Below are 18,397 nucleotides of genomic sequence, written 5' to 3'. Positions count from 1 at the left end.
TTTATGTTAGACAAGGTTAATATCAAATTACATGATCTGATTGAAAAAGTTAGGAAGGACCAGTCTCCAAATGGCTCATGGAAGTATCCGTTTGAAACAGGAATTTCAACCGATTGTTATATGATTATCTTATTAAGAAGCCTTGAAATAAATGATGAGAAGTTAGTTCAACAATTAACAGAAAGGATTTTAAGTAGGCAAGAAAAGAATGGGGCATGGAAACTTTTTTATGATGAAGGAGATGGAAATTTATCCGCTACTGTGGAGGCATATTATGCACTTCTATACTCAGGTCTTATTAAAAAAACAGACCCAAGAATGAAACGTGCGAAATCGTTTATCGTGAAAAATGGAGGTCTTAAGAAATCCCATATGTTCACAAAATTCATGCTAGCCTTAACAGGGCAGCAAAAGTGGCCAACATTTTTTCCGCTACCACTTGAAATAATTCTACTTCCCACTTCGTTTCCTATCCATTTTTATAGTTTTTCAGAATTCGGCAGGGCAAATCTCACTCCGATTATGATTCTTGCTGATAAAAAATTTCAACTTAGAACAAAGAATAGTCCAGATTTATCTGAATTAACTAGTAAAAGAGAAGAAGATGTCTTTGAATTTCGACATTCACCCGAATGGCGGTCATTTTACTCTGGAATTCAGCAGGCAGTCAAAGGTTTAATTGGGTTACCTACACATCTTCACCAATTAGCAATTGAACAAGCAAGACAATACATGTTACGCCGGATAGAACCTGATGGAACTTTTCTAGGTTATTTTAGTTCGACATTTCTCATGATTTTTGCTTTACTTTCCTTGGGCTATCCTAAAAATCATCTATTGATTAGAAATGCGGTTAACGGCTTAAAGACAATGAAAACCGAAATAAATGGCCAAACTCATATGCAATATACCACTGCAGATATATGGAATACTTCGCTTCTTGGGTATGCTTTACAAGAAGCAGGGGTACCAGCATCAGATCCAATGATTAAAAAAGCAAACCACTATTTATTTAATCGGCAACATTACAAGTATGGGGATTGGGCAATCCAGAATCCAACAGCTCTTCCTGGAGGATGGGGTTTTGCAGACATGAACACCATACACCCAGATGTGGATGATACAACATCTTCACTGAGATCAATAGCAAGAACGATAAAAAAAGAGCCCATTAACAGACAATCTTGGCAACTTGGATTACAATGGCTTATGACCATGCAAAACGATGATGGGGGATGGCCGGCTTTTGAAAAAAATACGGATAGTAAGCTACTAAGCTTGTTACCGATCGAAAAAGCAGAATATATTTTAACAGATCCATCGTCAGCAGATGTAACTGGCCGAACACTTGAGTATCTGGGGAAATATACAAATCTGCCTAAAGATCATCCTTCTATAAAATCAGCCATAAGATGGCTAACAAACAACCAAGAGGAAAATGGCTCATGGTATGGGCGATGGGGAATCTGTTATATATACGGAACATGGGGAGCGGTTACAGGATTACGAGCTGTTGGTGTGCTACCAACGTATTCGGCTATAAAAAAAGCGATTATCTGGCTTGAATCCATTCAAAATCAGGATGGAGGATGGGGTGAATCTTGTAGGAGCGATAGTAAAAATAAATATGTTCCATTAAAAACAAGTACATTAACACATACCGCCTGGGCGCTGGATGCCCTTATTTCAGTAAGTGAAAAACGAACAAAAGCCATTGATAATGGGATTCGATTTCTTCTTGAAAATGTAGACCGAGATGACTGGACGACAAACTATCCGAAAGGGCAGGGGATGGCAGGAGATTTTTATATTCACTATCACAGCTACCGGTATATATTCCCGTTACTGGCACTCTCACACTATCAAAAGAAGTATCCCAAAAAAAGCTAAAAGAACAAAATGCTCTTTTAGCTTTTCTTTAGTTTTGATGGATTGTTGATTTTATAGTGAACTGGGTCTTCAATGATGAACTCTTCTTCAACGTCCTTACCCTTTGCAAGTCGCTTTTTCACGATTTTGGCATCAAATTCAAGGGTATTTCCGGGTTCAAGCTCTAATTTCTTTAATGTCTTTGAATGAGAACACCAAGCCAGTCCAATTTCAGTTGGTTCTTCTTGTTGAATAACCACATTCTCAAGAACAATGACTTCATCGTTATCCTCATTAAAATGGTTCCATGTTAACGCGAATTGCTTGACCTTAGCGGTAAAATGAACCTTATCTGCTGGCAGTTCAATTTTTGGTGTTTTTTCTTTTTTCGCTTTCTTTTCGGGTTGTTGTTCTTTTTTAACTGCTGGTTTCTTTTCAGTTGTTTCCGGCTTCTCTGAAACTACCTTGCTTACAGTTTCCTTTGTCTTCGGCTGAGATACATTTGCGTCTGAAATAGCAGCTTTTGTAAAGCTTGGTGACTGCATCTCTTTTAAATAAGCAGGGTGAATACAAGTGAGATTCCCATCTTGAAACTCAAGGACGATTGTATTGTGTTTCCCGGTCTTACCGTACACCTCATATCCTTTGATTGTAACAATTCGCTGATGTGTTCTTTCTTTGTACCAGTATTCCTTTTTTACGGAAAGGCCCCATTCTCGAACCTTCTCTTCATAGTGGGCATCATCAACAAATGTTTCATACTCATTTTTTGGTGGGAGATATACAGTTCCGCCTGAGTCCTCTACATGAGGCAATTTGTTCGCCATGTATGAACATCCTTTCACTTTTTACAAATTTATGTAATTCATATAAAATATAATGAAACATATCTATCTCATATCATATATTTCTTTCTTACATAATAAAAGTAATTTCAATTTAATTCAAAGGAGAATTGCGATGACAACTACCTATTCATCTCGAACTGAAGTGCCTGAACAGGAGAAATGGAATTTAAATGATCTCTATTCTGATCTAAACAAATGGGAGGAAGACTACAAACTCATTGAAAAGATGGGGGAGGAGCTAGGAAAATTTGATGGAAATATTCATGACGGACATTCGTTATGTGAGTATTTAACCTTGAGTGAAAAACTATCTTTCCATTTTAACAAGCTTTTTGCCTATGCCATGTTAAAGGTCGATGAAGATACACGAGTTACCAAATCACAATCCTATTTAGACCGAGCTAAACAGCTTAGTGTAAAGGTGAGCACGAAGAATTCCTTTTTCATGCCGTTCCTATTAAGCTTAGAGGAAGAAACGCTAAAGCGTTACATTGCCGAGGAAGAAGGACTTCAGTATTTTGAAAAAGAATTACTTGAATCGTACCGGTACAAACCACATGTTTTAAACAAAGACCAAGAAGAGATTCTCTCACAATTAGGTGAGGCACTTTCTGCACCAAGTACAACATACGGTATGATTAATAATGCGGATATTCGCTTTGGTAAGATCACAAAGGATGACGGTGAGAAGGTAGAGTTAACGAGAGGAATGTATGCAAAGCTGATCGAGGATGAGGATCGCGAGAAGCGAAAAGAAGCTTATAAAGCCTATTATGAGCCATATGTTCATTTAAAAAATTCAATTGCTTCGACTTTATCTGCCGCGATTAAAAATAATGTGACCATTTCAAAACTACGTCATTATCCATCGGCACTTGAAAAAGCATTATTCGGAGATAATGTTCCAAAAGATGTCTATGAAAACCTAATCGAAACAACAAAGAAAAACATCAGTGCCATGCACAAATACACAAGCATCCGCAAGGAAAAATTAGGTCTTGATGAGCTTCGTCAGTATGACTTAAGTGTACCACTCGTTAGCGGGGCAAAGAAGGATATTTCGTATGATGAAGCATTTGAAATTATGTGCAGTGCACTTGCTCCATTAGGCGAAGATTATATTCAAACACTGAAGGATTTTAGAACCTCGCGTTATTTCGATGTACGGGAAACTCCTGGAAAACGTTCTGGAGCCTATAATCTAGGTGTGTATGGTGTACATCCATATATTTTGTTGAACCATCAGGATGACTTAGACAGCTTATTTACATTGGTTCATGAATGTGGCCATGGCGTACACAGTAAGCTAAGTTCTGAGCATCAACCGCAAATTACCGCACGTTACAGTATTTTTGTCGCTGAGGTAGCTTCAACAGTTAATGAAGTTCTTTTGATCAACTACTTATTGAACAATGAAGCAAATGAAGAGGTTAAGAAATTCTTAATCAATCACTTTATCGATAAATTTAAAGGAACTTTCTTTACCCAAGTGATGTTTGCGGAGTTCGAAAAGAAAACGCACGAAATGGCAGAACAAGGATTGCCTTTAAATGTTGACTCGTTTAGTGAAGTATATGAGGGATTATTTAGAGAGTATCATGGTGAGGACCTTGTGTTTGATGATGAAGTAAAATATGGTTGGTCCCGAATCCCACATTTCTACCGACCATTTTACGTTTATAAATACGCAACTGGGTTTGCATCAGCGATTCATATTGCTACCAAAATTTTAGAAGGGGACAAAACAACACTCACTTCTTATCTTCAATTTTTAAAAAGCGGCAGCTCCGACTACCCGCTAGAATTGTTGAAAAAGACAGGGGTAGACCTTACTACTCCATACCCAATTGAAAACTCATTAAAGAAATTTAATGAATTAGTAGAGCAATTTTCTCAGTTATAAAAATGATAGCCTTCCTAGTGTGGAAGGCTATTTTTTATTCCTTTGGATGTACCATTTGTTCAGGTTTTACATATTGATCAAACTCAGCTTCTGTTAGAATTCCTAAATGTATGGCAGCCTCTTTTAAAGAAGTTTCGTGTTTATGAGCATGCTTCGCAATTTTCGCTGCTTTTTCATAGCCGATATGTGGGTTTAATGCCGTAACAAGCATCAAAGATTCGTGCAGGTATTTAGAGATAACTGCCTCATTTGCCTGAATACCAACGGCACAGTTGGTATTAAACGATTCCATCGAATCAGCTAAAAGTCTAACGGATTGAAGGAAATTATAAATGATCACTGGTTTAAACACATTAAGCTCAAAATTGCCTTGACTCGCTGCGATTCCGATTGTTGCATCATTTCCCATGACTTGAACCGCAACCATTGTAAGTGCCTCACTTTGAGTCGGATTTACTTTCCCTGGCATAATCGAACTACCGGGCTCATTTTCCGGGATTGTTATTTCACCGATCCCACAACGTGGCCCACTTGCTAGCCATCTGACATCATTGGCAATTTTCATCAAGTTAGCTGCCAATCCTTTTAATGCTCCGTGAGCAAATACGATTTCATCATGACTGGTTAACGCATGGAATTTATTCTCGGATGAATAAAAGCCAAGCTTCGTGTGTTCTGCAATTTCCTTCGCTACTTTCTCCCCAAACAAAGGGTGAGCATTAATCCCCGTACCTACTGCCGTCCCACCTATGGCAAGGGCGAGCATTTTTTCGGTAGACTCCTTGATCATTTCCTTAGATCGTTTCAACATGTGAACCCAACCACTTATTTCTTGGCCGAGTGTTAATGGTGTAGCATCTTGAAGATGAGTTCTTCCGATTTTTACAATGTTAGCAAATTCTTTTTCCTTGTCTTCTAATGTTGTCTGCAACTTTTGAATAACAGGAAGGAGGCGTTCATTAATAGCTTTCACACCAGCAATATGCATGGCCGTTGGGAAGGTATCATTTGAGCTTTGACTCATATTAACGTCATCATTTGGGTGAATTCTTTCATCAATCCCGTTATCCTTTAACCATTGGTTAGCCCGGTTAGCGACGACTTCATTTACATTCATATTACTTTGCGTACCGCTGCCTGTTTGCCATACAACGAGCGGAAAATGGTCAACTATTTTTCCTGATAAAATTTCATCACCCGCGTAAATAATCGCTTTAGTTTTATTGGCATTTAACTTCCCTAGCTTTTCATTTGCAATGGCGGCACTTCGTTTTAAAATCGCAAAGGCTTCAATCACTTCTTGTGGCATTTTTTCCGTCCCAATTCGAAAGTTCTCCTTGCTTCGTTGGGTTTGGGCAGCCCAGTATGCATCAGCTGGAACCTTTATTTCGCCCATGGTATCTTTTTCAATTCGATAATCCAAGATAATCACCTCAAATTTTCTTCTCTCTATAAAGTACCAATTATACCCTTGTTTTATGTCATAGCTTGTTTGGATTTCAACATCCTTGTCAATAAAATTAATAGACTTTATAATTGTATTTTGAGTAAAAAGGAGGTGTGCTAACATGAATAAAGGGGAAAGCTTTTTTCATCGAAAAAAGGAACAGCTTGGTGTCCAATTAAATAATGTTCAAAAACAGGCCGTCCTTCATAGAAGGGGACCTTTGCTCTTATTAGCATCACCTGGTTCGGGTAAAACAACCACAACCATTATGAGAATTGGGTATTTAATTGAAGAAGAAGGAGTCCATCCTTCACGAATTAAGGCTGTAACCTTTAGCCGTGCGTCCGCAGCTGACATGAAAGATCGATTTGCTCGCTTCTTCCCGGAACAATCCCTAGACACAGTGGATTTTTCAACCATTCATAGTTTGGCATTCCAGGTCGTACGAGATTATTTGTATAAACAACAAATTTCATATCAATTAATTGAAGGAAATCAAGAAGGTGGACCTAATAAAAAACAACTGTTACGGCAAATTTTTAAATCATTGAATGGTGAGAACATTACGGAAGAACAGCTTGAAGAGTTAACCACATATATTAGTTATATTAAAAACAAGCTACTTCCTCGTGATGAGTGGGATAAGATTGAGTGTGATATTCCATTAGTCGAAGCCATTTTTGAGGAATATGAAAAGATAAGGAATGCAAATCATAATCATCTTTTACTTGATTATGATGATATGCTGACGATAGCAAATGATGCATTTTCAAATGATGAACCTATTCTGAGGAAATATCAAAATCGCTATGATTACCTCCTAACAGATGAAAGCCAAGATACCTCGCTTGTTCAGCATGCGATTATTGAAAAACTAGTGAAGCCCCACCAAAACTTATATGTTGTGGCGGATGATGATCAATCGATCTATTCTTGGAGAGGAGCGGAGCCGAAGTATTTACTTGATTTTAAAAAAGTATATCCAAACGCCGTTATCCTTAAAATGGAACAGAACTATCGTTCGTCTAAGGATATTGTTCATGTAGCAAATCGTTTTATCAAGCGAAATAATAACCGCTATGATAAAAATATGTTCACCGAAAATCCGAATCAAAAGCCGATTGTGATTAAAGAATTTGAGGATTATCGGTTTCAAGCAAAATACATTGTCAAAGAAATTGATCGTGTAGACGAGAAGAAGGATGTCGCTGTACTATATCGGAATAATTCATCTTCCATCAATTTAATCAATGAGCTTGATCGGAGTCAAATTCCCTTTTATATCAAAGACTCAGATAATCGTTTCTTTTCGCATTGGGTCGTTAAAGATGTATTAAACTTTATGAGAATGACGTTTACAGATAAACGAATCGATATTTTTGAACAAATATATACGAAATGTGGATTTTTTCTATCAAGGGAACAATTGTTCGAATTAGCAAAAAAGAAGCCAACGGAATCCATCTTCGATCAACTGCTACAAAATAAAGGTTTAAAAGACTATCAAATAAAACAAATTCAAGCATGCAAAAAAACTTTCCAACAAATGAAAGGGACAAAGCCACTTAAGGCGATAAAACTCATAAGAAATCAACTTGGCTACGATAAAACACTTAAAGAAATGAGTAAGAAGCTTGGATTTAAAACGGATTATTTATTTGGTGTGCTTCAAACACTTGAGGAAATAGCAGATACTCTTGAAACAATGGAACAATTCGCTGAACGACTAAAGCATTTAGAAAATCTATTAAAGACGTCAAAGTTTAATAAGAATAAAGATGCCATTACCCTTTCTACTTTTCACAGTTCAAAAGGGCTTGAGTTTAAAAAGGTGTATATGATTGATTTGATAGAAGGTGTGATTCCTTCACATGACGAGATTAATGCATATAAAGAGGGTAACCGTAATTTAATGGAAGAGGCTGTCCGGTTGTTTTATGTAGGAATGACACGCGCGGAACAGGAACTCGAACTATTATCCTATAAAAAACAAAATGGGAAAGACGTTACAGGTTCACGATTTGTCTCAAATGTAAAAAATATCATCTCTCCACCGGTTAGAGTCGAGCAGGCCGTACAAAAGAAGAAGCCGGTACGTGAAAAGACGGTAGTCCCTTATAATCCAAATGCGATTAAAAGGGGAGACGACATTGAAGAGGGAATGGCTGTAAAGCATCGTGTATTTGGTCACGGAACAATCTTGTCGGTTACAGGTGAAAGAATTGAAATTCAATTTCAGAAAGAACGAAAAGCACTGCTCCTTGAAACTTGCTTAGAAATGGGGTTATTGGAGCCGGCGGATGTGGTGAAGGTAAAATAGGATCACGATAAATTGAAGACTATTTCTTTGAAAACGAGCAAACATTATTATGATCTTCGTGCCTTTATGAAGAGCATAACCCTTATAAATGACAGACATTATGGTCTTCATAACTTTGATGAAGAACATAACTCTATTAAATATAAGACATTATGGTCTTCATAACCTTGATGAAGATCATAACTCTGTTACATTTCAGCCATTATGATCTTCATTACCTCTATGAAGATCATAACTCTTTTAAATGGCAGTCTTTATGTTCTTCATAACCTCGATGAAGAACATAACTCTTTTAAATGACAGACATTATGGTCTTCATAACCTTGATGAAGATCATAACTCTGTTAAATGACAGACATTATGGTCTTCATAAACTCGATGAAGAACATAACTCTTTTACATTTCAGCCTTTCTGTTCTTCATAACCTTAATGAAGATCATAACTCTTTTACATTTCAGCCATTATGATCTTCATAACCTCTATGAAGATCATAACTCTTTTAAATGGCAGTCTTTATGTTCTTCATTACCTTAATGAAGATCATAACTCTCATAAATGGCATTCTTTATGTTCTTCATAAACTCGATGAAGAACATAACTCTTATAAATGCCAACCAATACCTTTTTCATTTCTAAAAATGACATTATTGATTTTGATTCTCTGACTGATCCAGATTAGCCTTTTCAGAAGAATCATTACTTTTATTCTCTACTGGTTTTTCCTCAACGCTTACACTCTTAAGTTGTTCAATTTCTTTCTCTAGCTTTTTAATTTGACGTTGCTGCCTATATTGACGAAGAATCCCAAACATGCCCACGATTAAGCCTCCGAGTAAGGCTGAACCCAAAATGATTAAAATAAGCGGGATTTCTGAATAACCAAACACATAATTAACTCTTACAGAATCAACGTTCACTACCGCAAAGATTGCTACAATAAGTGCAAATAATAGTCCTAAAATTAAATTCCACTGGAATCTCAAAATATACAACTCCTTAATCAAGCTTATTTTTATCTTACCCATTTTAGCATTACATGTTCCTACTGCATACCAATTATTCGAAAATCATATCCCAATTATTATATAATTAAAGTATTGAGGCTATTGGAGTTGAAAGAATGAGTTCATTATTTCCGTCGCTATACGATTTTTTTATGAAACCACTTGAAAAAAGAAAACTCAGCTCGATTCGTCGCCGTCTGCTCAAAAAAGCAACTGGACAAGTACTCGAACTAGGTTCTGGAACAGGTATCAATTTCCCGCTTTACCAGAACGTTCAAAGTGTCACCGCAATCGAACCTAATCCACTAATGACAGAGAGAGCTGTTAACAATAAATCACAAGCTATTGTGCCGATTGACATTGTTCAAGCAGGTGCTGAAAACTTACCTTTTGAAGATGAAACATTTGATACTTTAGTAGCAACACTTGTGTTTTGCACGATTCCAGACGCTGAAAAAGCAATACTAGAAATGAAAAGGGTTTGTAAACCGAATGGAACAATTCTCATGTTAGAGCATGTAAAAATGAGAAATCCATTTTTATCAAAACTACAGGATTGGCTCACTCCTGCATGGAAAAAAGTTTGTGATGGATGTTGTTTAAATCGGGAAACAGAAAAACTCGTGAGTCAAAATGGATTAAAAATTATCGAACGTAAAGAATTTTATGGAGGATTATTCGTTGTAATGGAAATAAGAAATAGTAAAGAGGAGTGCTGACAATGGTTAACGAAATTTACTTAGACGATTATAAATTGAACATTATAGATTACGATGAAGAAATAAAAAATGGGTTATTGTTAGTGAAAGTTGATTTCAACGTAACAACCGAAGAATACCATGATGTAACAACATTATTATACAAAGGAATTTTTCACTTAAAAGTGCCAGATCAACATATAGATTGTAAAGTGAATATCCAGGAATACTCAACTTCTATCACGAATCTTTATGAAAAAGAACAGATTGGACTTTTCAGACTGACTCTTTGTGAAATAGAAGAATAGAAGGGAGTCAAAAATATGCGATTAAGTATTTTAGATCAAGCTCCCATTTCTGCAAATCAAACACCACAAGAAGCATTGGTGGAATCAATGAAACTAGCCCAAGCAGGGGAGCGATTAGGATATATTAGATATTGGATTGCTGAGCATCACGACTTAACAGGATTAGCCTGTCCTGCACCTGAGGTGATGCTTGGTTATATCGGAGCTCATACCAAATCAATTAGAATCGGTTCTGGCGCTGTTTTGCTCCCACACTATAAACCTTATAAAGTAGCTGAGGTCTACAACATGCTCGGAACACTTTTTCCCGATCGTATTGACATCGGAATTGGAAGGGCTCCTGGTGGTTCTGCAGAAGCGACCAATGCATTATCTGATAATTTTTTGCAACAGGTTTGGAAAATGCCAGAATCAATTGATATGCTTTTACATTTCATACATCGTGATTTTCCACCTGGCCATGAATTTGCAAACGTAAAAGCTGCTCCAATCCCAGAAACACCGCCAGTTCCTTGGCTTTTGGGAACAAGCAAAAAGAGCGCTATACTCGCTGCTGAAAAAGGGCTAGCTTACACCTTTGGGTTATTTATGAGCGACAATGATGGCGAAGAGATTGTAAGAGAATATCGTAAAAACTTTGTAGAGCGAAAAGAAGGAGACAAGCCACAAGTAATTGTTACAGTTTCTGCCATTTGTGCTGAAACACAGGAAAAAGCCGAAGATATTGCGTTAAGTTCTTATATCTGGGGGAAGCAAAGAGATAAGAAAGAAGGTAGCGGGGGAATCCCCTCCATTTCAGAAGCGAAGGAATACCTAAAAAAGGAAAATCTTTACAAGGGTTTTGAAAAAATGAAACAAAAAGTCATCATTGGAGACCCAATGGAAGTGAAGAATAGACTCTTTGAACTTCAACAAGCATATCAAGCCGATGAACTAATGATCGTAACCATTACACATTCTCCTAAGGATCGACTCAAATCCTATGAATTAATAGCAAGAGAGATGGGCCTTAAAAGTATTTTATCAGACTAAAAACCACGGAACATAAGTCCCGTGGTTTTTATTTAGACATCTGGTGTTAGTTCGGCCTTCTTCTTGGCTTTCAGGAACCTCACAATATTGATGACAATCGTTTTGATAACCGCATAGGTTGGAATGGCTAGGATCATTCCTAATACTCCTGCCAGATTTCCAGCTGCAAGTAAAAGAATAATAATCGTAGCAGGGTGTGTATCCAATGTTTTACCAAGGATAAGTGGAGAAAGCACATTCCCTTCAATTTGCTGAGCGACGACAATCACTAAAACGACTAACAATGCTTTCGCAGGTGAGTCAAATAAACCAACAATGACTGCTGGTGCACCACCGAGAAATGGTCCGACATACGGAATAATATTCGTCACTGCAACAATTAATGCCATAACAAGTGCAAACGGTAAGTCAATAATTAAATACCCAATAAATGATAGGGTTCCAACTGCTAAAGCTACAGTAACTTGCCCTTGAATATAAGCAGAGAGTGTCTCACCGGTTTCTTTTAAGATGGTTAAAGCCTCGTCTCTATAATCGGTAGGAAAAAATCTTGCAATTGCTTGAGGGAAACGGTCGCCATCTTTGAACATATAAAACAAAAGGAACGGCACAGTCACAAGAATAATTGCAATATTCGTCACAAAGCCAATAATTTGCGTTATACCACCGGTTATACGGTTTGGAAGAGTATTTGCAAAAGCAATTAGCTTTTCTTCAATCGTTTTTAAAAGCTCCTGTTGTTCATCTTGAATCCACTTAAATTCCGAGGACTTTGTTACATTCTCAAAAAAGTCCATCACTTGGTTGGCATAACCAGGTAGGGCATTACCTAAGGCGGAAAATTGTTTTGTAATAACCGGGACTAAGTTTCCGACTGCTAACATTATTAACCCAAAAAACGCTACGTAAATAATGATGATCCCTATACTCTTTGGAACTTTATGGCGATGTAGAAATTTGACGACAGGATTTAATAGAAAATAAAGAAATCCAGTAATCAAAATTGGGAAAAAGATGGTAGAGAAAAACACACCAATTGGTTCAAATAGAAAGGTAATTTTCGTTGAAACATAGATAATCGTTAAAATCAAGAGGATCTGAATAAGCCAATATTGTAATTTCTTTTTCGTCAAAGCATGTACCTTCTTTTCTATTAATATAAAAAATTATATCAATTCAAGAAAAAGAAAACAATTACTTCCTCTCAATGGATATTTTTCATAAATGGTATGTTTGTCTATAAATTTCTTCTGTAAAATGTTCAGGTTTTCCGTCAAAAATGATTTCACCACTTTTTAGAGCTATAATTCTTGAAGCAAATTGTTTTGCTAATTCAACATCATGTAGATTCATAACGGAAAGGAGCCCATGGCGCTCATGCAATTCCTTTAATAAAGAGATTATACGATTAGCAGTGCCTGGATCTAAGCTTGCCACCGGTTCATCCCCTAAAAACACACGAGGTTTTTGTAATAATGCGCGTGCAATTCCAACACGTTGCTTTTGACCACCACTTAAATGTTCAATCCGACGATTTTCAAATTCAGAAAGACCAACAACTCCTAACACACGTTTTGCTTGGTCAATTTCTTCGTTCGAAAAGATCCCGAGTAAATTCCTCATAGAACTCCGATAACCAAACATCCCTGTTAATGTATTTTGCAATACGGTCAAGCGGGGAATGAGGTTAAAGTGCTGAAAAATCATTCCGATTTCTCTTCGTACTAGGCGTTGTTCTTCACTCGTTTTATTTGTAAATCGTTCTCCATCCAAAAATACTTCACCACTTGTTGGCTGTTGAAGACCGTTCATACAACGGATGAGCGTTGATTTACCCGCACCGCTTTTGCCAAGCACACAAACAAATTCACCTTCAACTAGGTGAAGATTTACTGTTTTCAATGCAGGTCTATTTGTATTTGGATAGTACACCGTTACATCCTTCAACTCAATCATTACACACATACCCCATTCAAAGCGTCATTGCTTCTTTGTACTGATTTATCAACTTCAAATCACTTTATTCCGAACATAACTTCCAAACGAGTCCACAATAATGACAATTACCATGATGAGTAAAACGTCCAACGATACAGATGAATATTGAAAACTTTTAAAGTCATTAAAAAGACGCTGCCCAATCCCGCCACCTCCAATAAATCCGAGTATGAGGGAAGTGCGGATCGCAACCTCAAACCGATAAAAATATTGTGATAAGACATTTGGCCAAATTTGCGGTAGGATGCTAAAAAGAGATGCTAACCAGTTTTTTGTTCCAACAGCTCTCATGGCTTCCTGTGGACCGGGTTCAGCTGATTCAATCAATTCGGAAATTAATTTTCCAAGAACACCTATATTGTGAAACATTATAGCTAACACAGCAGGAAAGGGGCCAAGCCCCAGTGCCGTTAATAAAATCAATCCGAACACAATTTCCGGTATTGAACGGACAAAGCTCATTAAGATCCGGACTACATTGTAAATTATGCCCGATGGAGAGGTGTTCTTGGCCCCAAGAAAGCTAATCGGTAACGCGATGATAAGCCCGAAAAAACTTCCTAGAAATGCCATCGCAAGGGTCTCAGCACTATCCCATAACAATAGAGGTAATGCTGTAAAATCAATAGGAAACCATTGTGAAAGAAAATCTATCATATTTCGAAAATCACGAAATTTTGATAAGTCGAATTCGGTTAATCTCATACTAACAAAAATTGCAATAACCAATAGAACTACAGTTAGAAAAGTAGATCGTTTAAACCACATATGAATCAGCTCTATTCATTAATAATTCCTTGTTTGATTGCAGCTTTCCGGATGCTCTCATAGTCCTCATCCGTTGCTTCTGTAAAACCGCTCGCGCCAAACGCTGCTAATATTTCTTCATCTTCAATGGCTAAGAAGGCATCTTTAAGTTTTTGAATGGTTTCGTCATCAGTATCTTTATGTACAGCCCATGGGTATTGAAACAATTTTTCAGATTGCCAAATTGTTTTAATTAACGAACCATCTACTTTTCCAGATTCAACTAACTGATTATAGATTGCACTATCGATGGCTCCTGCACCGACTTGTTTATTTTGTACCGCTAAGGCTGTGGCATCATGTGAACCAGTATATCGAACCGTTTTAAAATTGTGCTCATCTTCAGATTTAAACACACCTTGATCTTGTAATTCGATAGAAGGAATGAGAGAGCCTGAGGTTGAGTTAATATCACCAAAAGCAAAATCAATTTCTTTTGAGTTAGTGACCAAATCTTCTATCGAATTTAAAGGACTGTCTTTATGAGTAATGATATAAGAATGGTAAAATGGCTCACCATCAATCAATTGGGTGATGATCGCTTTTGCACCGCTTTTTTCGTGGGCCACAACATAGGTTAATGGACCAAAATAGGCCATATCAATTTTGTCATAATTCATTGCCTCTACTACACCGTTATAGTCTGGATACACTTCAACAGACACGTCACGGTTTAATTTTTCCGTTAATACAGTCTGAAGCTTATCCATCGCTGTCTCCATTTCGCCAACTGTTTGGACTGGAATGACTCCAATTGTAAAAGATTCTTCTTTCTCATTTTCGTTTTCATCACTAGTGTTTGAACCACAAGCCGTAAGAAGGAGGGTTAAAACTAGGAAGAGAACATAAATCGTTTTCGTTTTCAAATTTGACACCTCATTTTGTAAATTACATTAAAGTTAAAGGTATTATTTCCTATCAACCTAAAAAGGACTCAAACTAGAGTCCTTTAGATTACCTTAATAATTCCAGGTTTTTCGCTTGTTACTTCACCAATTATGCTCGCTTCTACATTGTTTTCGTGTAGTTTTTGCAGCATTTTTTCGGCTTCAGCTTCTGGAACAGATACAAGAAGTCCACCTGATGTGATTGCATCACAAAGAATGAGTTGATCGAGTTCATCAAGACCAGAACTATACTCAATTCGTTCTGCTAACCAAGCATGATTTTTCTTTGTTCCACCCGGAACTACTTTTTGTTCAGCGAGTTCTTTCGTTCTTGGCAAAATTGGGACACTTTCGTACTGAATCGTCATGCCAACTTGGCTTCCTTCAGCCATTTCCATTGCGTGACCTAGCAGACCAAATCCTGTAACATCTGTACAAGCATGAACATGATATTCTTCCATTACCTCGGCAGCATTTTTATTTAATGTTGCCATGACTTCTGTTACTTTTTTGATATCTTTAGTCTCTAATAGGTCTCTCTTAATAGCTGTTGTTAATATCCCAACCCCGATTGGCTTAGTTAAAATAAGGCGGTCACCAGGCTTTGCACCGACATTTGCACGAATTCGATTGGGATGAACAGTACCTGTCACGGATAAGCCGAATTTTGGCTCCTTGTCATCGATGGAGTGTCCACCAACTAATGAAGCTCCTGATTCTCTTACTTTTTCCGCAGCACCTGCTAAGATGTCGGCTAAAATACTTTTATCTAATGTATTAATAGGGAAGGCGACGATGTTCATAACTGTAATCGGTTTTCCTCCCATTGCGTAGACATCACTTAAAGCATTCGCTGCTGCAATTTGCCCAAACATGTACGGATCGTCCACGATTGGCGTAAAAAAGTCCAGTGTTTGCACAAGCGCAAGATCATCACTGATTCTATATACTCCGGCATCATCAGGCGTATCAAGACCAACTAATAAATTAGGATTTGGCGTAGCTTTTGGTAAATGACGCAGAACCTGCGTCAGGTCCTCAGGACCGATTTTGCATCCTCAGCCAGCCTTTGTTGAAAGGGAGGTCAATTTAATGATTTCTTCCTTCTTAGACATCAACTTCACTCCTTCCACACTTTTTAACATTTCATTTTTATAAACAATATTGGCGGGACTGTGTGGGAATCGAACCCACCAGAGACGACACGCGCCTCCCTCAGGGTTTTGAAGACCCAGGGGGACACCAGTCACCCAGCCAACCCCAAAAAGGAACACCTTTCATTATATACAGGAATCTATTTTCAAGGCAAATAATAATCATCCTGCTTGAAATTGCTTCAGGCTTCCTAGTAAAGTAGAAGGTAGAGACTACGGTAATAAAAAGAGAGGAGGGACATAATGACTGAAGTCTATTACACCATTGGAATGGCGGGACATATTGACCACGGAAAAACAACCCTCACGAAAGCATTAACAGGCGTTGATACTGATCGGTTAAAAGAAGAAAAAGAACGGAATATATCAATTGAGCCTGGCTTTGCACCTCTTTTATTAAATAACGAAATGCATATCTCAATCGTGGATGTACCTGGACATGAACGATTCATTAGACAAATGATTGCCGGTGTTGCCGGGATTGATCTTGTGTTGCTTGTGATTGCAGCGGACGAAGGGGTCATGCCACAAACAAAAGAACACCTCCAAATATTAAAATTTTTAGGTATTAAGAAATGTATGATTGTGGTTTCAAAGATTGAAAGGGTAGAGAAGGAGTTGCTGGAACTCGCTGTCGATGAGATAAATGAATTACTCGCCGATACGGATTATAAGGATGCTCCAATCCTGTATATTGATAGCTTATCAAGAAACGGAATACCCGAACTAAAGCAAGCTATTCAAAAGGAACTTAAAAATCTTAACCAAAGAAATAGCCATGGATCATTTCGCTTGCCAATTGACCAGGCATTTACAGTTCAAGGACATGGTACGGTTGTTAGAGGAACGGTGTTTGAAGGTAGTGTGACAAAAGACAGTCCATTAACCCTTTTGCCGTCAGAAAAAAAGATTAAAATACGCCAAATTCAGGTTCATAATCAAGAAACAAAACAGGCACAGGCAGGGCAACGGGTGGCACTAAATATTACCGGAGCAACAAAAGACGAGATTAGACGTGGTGATGTGCTAGTTGATTCAGAAAACTTTCAAGTAACTAACATTATTGATGTTTCACTGCAGCTTGTTTCATCACTATCAATTCCACTAAAGCAACGTTCTCCGGTCAAGTTACATGTAGGTACCACTGAAGCTTACGGCAAAATTATCTTTTTTGATCGGAATGAAGTTCAGGAATCAACGGATGAAATACTTTGTCAGATTCGATTAGATGATGAAATTGTAGTACGTCGTGGGGATAGGTTTATATTACGAAGACCCACTCCAGTTGAAACACTTGGTGGTGGATGGATTACTCAGCCACAAGCTCAGAAATACAGATTTGGTGAAGAAACCATAAATATGCTCAAAAAACAAAAGGAGCGTTCACCATCAGAAATCATTGATGATTTACTTCAGACTCATAAGCTATTATCAACGCTTAGGCTAATTCAACTATCCTCTTTACAAGAGGAAGAAGTAAAAGAAATTTTATCCTCGGGAAGTTATATTAAAGTTAATGAGAAGGGGTATAGTCTGAAACGAACCGTATCCGAACTAAGTGCAACAATCCTTGAAAGATTAATCAATTATCACAAAGAATTTCCTTTACGAATAGGTATGAGTAAGGCCGAACTTCTTCAAGAGATTAAACAAGATAAAAATTTAATTGAATACTGTATAAATGTGTTATTACAAAACAATGCCATTAAAAAGGATGTACAATATCTTTCAGTTGCAACTTTTTACCCGAGCCTACCGAAAGGACCATTGGAAAATATCGTCGATTCACTTCTCAACGATGCTATTCAACCAAGAAAATGGGGAGATTATATAAAAGAAGCTGCCATTGAGAACCAAGCTGCAAATGAGCTTAAGGCCTATTTATTAATAACAAACCAAGCATTCTTATTGGGTGAAGACACATTAGTTCACAAAAATGCTGTTGAAAAAGCTGTTGCTAAGCTTCAAGCTCAAACAAACGAACGTTTTAGTTTATCAGAAGCAAAAGAAATATTAACTCTTTCTCGTAAATATCTCATTCCTTTCTTAGAGCTACTTGATGAACAGCAACTTACACTTCGTGAAGAAGGGAATCGGGTATGGATAAAAAAATAGGAGGTT

Annotated in this window: 15 protein-coding genes and 1 tRNA gene; 7 read left to right on the top strand and 9 right to left on the bottom strand. The window is 37.4% G+C overall.

Features of this window, described 5'->3' with window-relative positions; translation table 11 throughout:
* Positions 1-3: 3 nt before the first annotated feature.
* Entirely contained in the window at positions 4-1,890 is a 1,887-nt protein-coding gene (gene shc / locus AC6CHV_RS00650; RefSeq protein ID WP_498077873.1) for a squalene--hopene cyclase, read from the top strand.
* A gap of 17 nt (positions 1,891-1,907) precedes the next feature.
* On the opposite strand, the gene AC6CHV_RS00645 is transcribed toward shc, so the two are convergent.
* Entirely contained in the window at positions 1,908-2,696 is a 789-nt protein-coding gene (locus tag AC6CHV_RS00645) for a hypothetical protein (RefSeq protein WP_498077872.1), read from the bottom strand.
* 133 nt (positions 2,697-2,829) lie between these two features.
* On the opposite strand from AC6CHV_RS00645, the gene pepF reads away from it, so the two are divergent.
* Positions 2,830-4,620: an oligoendopeptidase F gene (gene pepF, locus AC6CHV_RS00640; protein ID WP_498077871.1), complete on the top strand. Its 1,791-nt coding sequence runs from the start codon at positions 2,830-2,832 to the stop codon at positions 4,618-4,620.
* Positions 4,621-4,654: 34 nt separating this feature from the next.
* On the opposite strand, the gene fumC is transcribed toward pepF, so the two are convergent.
* Complete coding sequence (gene fumC, locus AC6CHV_RS00635; protein WP_498077870.1) at positions 4,655-6,043, bottom strand: class II fumarate hydratase; 1,389 nt, start codon at positions 6,041-6,043, stop codon at positions 4,655-4,657.
* A 145-nt stretch (positions 6,044-6,188) separates the two neighbouring features.
* On the opposite strand from fumC, the gene AC6CHV_RS00630 reads away from it, so the two are divergent.
* Entirely contained in the window at positions 6,189-8,387 is a 2,199-nt protein-coding gene (locus AC6CHV_RS00630; protein WP_498077869.1) for a UvrD-helicase domain-containing protein, read from the top strand.
* Between the two features lie 645 nt (positions 8,388-9,032).
* Here the strand turns inward: AC6CHV_RS00630 and AC6CHV_RS00625 are convergent.
* Positions 9,033-9,371: a lipopolysaccharide assembly protein LapA domain-containing protein gene (locus AC6CHV_RS00625; RefSeq protein WP_498077868.1), complete on the bottom strand. Its 339-nt coding sequence runs from the start codon at positions 9,369-9,371 to the stop codon at positions 9,033-9,035.
* Between the two features lie 137 nt (positions 9,372-9,508).
* Here AC6CHV_RS00625 and AC6CHV_RS00620 point away from each other — a divergent pair, with 137 nt between their 5' ends.
* The 3 genes from AC6CHV_RS00620 to AC6CHV_RS00610 are packed head-to-tail and all read left to right on the top strand — an operon-like array spanning position 9,509 to position 11,430.
* Positions 9,509-10,111: a methyltransferase domain-containing protein gene (locus AC6CHV_RS00620; protein WP_498077867.1), complete on the top strand. Its 603-nt coding sequence runs from the start codon at positions 9,509-9,511 to the stop codon at positions 10,109-10,111.
* Positions 10,112-10,113: 2 nt separating this feature from the next.
* On the top strand, positions 10,114-10,398 hold the full coding sequence (locus AC6CHV_RS00615; RefSeq protein ID WP_498077866.1) for a DUF3219 family protein: 285 nt from the start codon (positions 10,114-10,116) through the stop codon (positions 10,396-10,398).
* A 15-nt stretch (positions 10,399-10,413) separates the two neighbouring features.
* Positions 10,414-11,430 (top strand): MsnO8 family LLM class oxidoreductase, encoded by a 1,017-nt coding sequence (locus AC6CHV_RS00610; protein WP_498077865.1) that lies wholly within the window; start codon positions 10,414-10,416, stop codon positions 11,428-11,430.
* 32 nt (positions 11,431-11,462) lie between these two features.
* On the opposite strand, the gene AC6CHV_RS00605 is transcribed toward AC6CHV_RS00610, so the two are convergent.
* The 6 genes from AC6CHV_RS00605 to AC6CHV_RS00580 all read right to left on the bottom strand — a co-directional run bounded on the left by AC6CHV_RS00605 (position 11,463) and on the right by AC6CHV_RS00580 (position 16,384).
* Entirely contained in the window at positions 11,463-12,563 is a 1,101-nt protein-coding gene (locus tag AC6CHV_RS00605) for an AI-2E family transporter (RefSeq protein ID WP_498077864.1), read from the bottom strand.
* 85 nt (positions 12,564-12,648) lie between these two features.
* A complete protein-coding gene (gene phnC / locus AC6CHV_RS00600) occupies positions 12,649-13,386 on the bottom strand; it encodes a phosphonate ABC transporter ATP-binding protein (RefSeq protein WP_498077863.1) in 738 nt (245 codons plus the stop codon).
* Between the two features lie 54 nt (positions 13,387-13,440).
* A complete protein-coding gene (gene phnE, locus AC6CHV_RS00595) occupies positions 13,441-14,196 on the bottom strand; it encodes a phosphonate ABC transporter, permease protein PhnE (protein ID WP_498077862.1) in 756 nt (251 codons plus the stop codon).
* An 11-nt stretch (positions 14,197-14,207) separates the two neighbouring features.
* Positions 14,208-15,101, bottom strand: a complete 894-nt coding sequence (gene phnD / locus AC6CHV_RS00590) for a phosphate/phosphite/phosphonate ABC transporter substrate-binding protein (protein ID WP_498077861.1) — start codon at positions 15,099-15,101, stop codon at positions 14,208-14,210.
* Between the two features lie 83 nt (positions 15,102-15,184).
* Entirely contained in the window at positions 15,185-16,237 is a 1,053-nt protein-coding gene (gene selD / locus AC6CHV_RS00585; protein ID WP_498077860.1) for a selenide, water dikinase SelD, read from the bottom strand.
* A gap of 50 nt (positions 16,238-16,287) precedes the next feature.
* Positions 16,288-16,384: transfer RNA gene (locus AC6CHV_RS00580), tRNA-Sec, on the bottom strand.
* Between the two features lie 135 nt (positions 16,385-16,519).
* On the opposite strand from AC6CHV_RS00580, the gene selB reads away from it, so the two are divergent.
* Positions 16,520-18,391, top strand: a complete 1,872-nt coding sequence (gene selB, locus AC6CHV_RS00575) for a selenocysteine-specific translation elongation factor (RefSeq protein WP_498077859.1) — start codon at positions 16,520-16,522, stop codon at positions 18,389-18,391.
* Positions 18,392-18,397: the final 6 nt, after the last annotated feature.

Source organism: Ferdinandcohnia sp. GQ5 (assembly GCF_059759275.1).
Note: the sequence above shows the minus strand (reverse complement) of the source record. Positions and strands in the feature narration are given on the sequence as shown.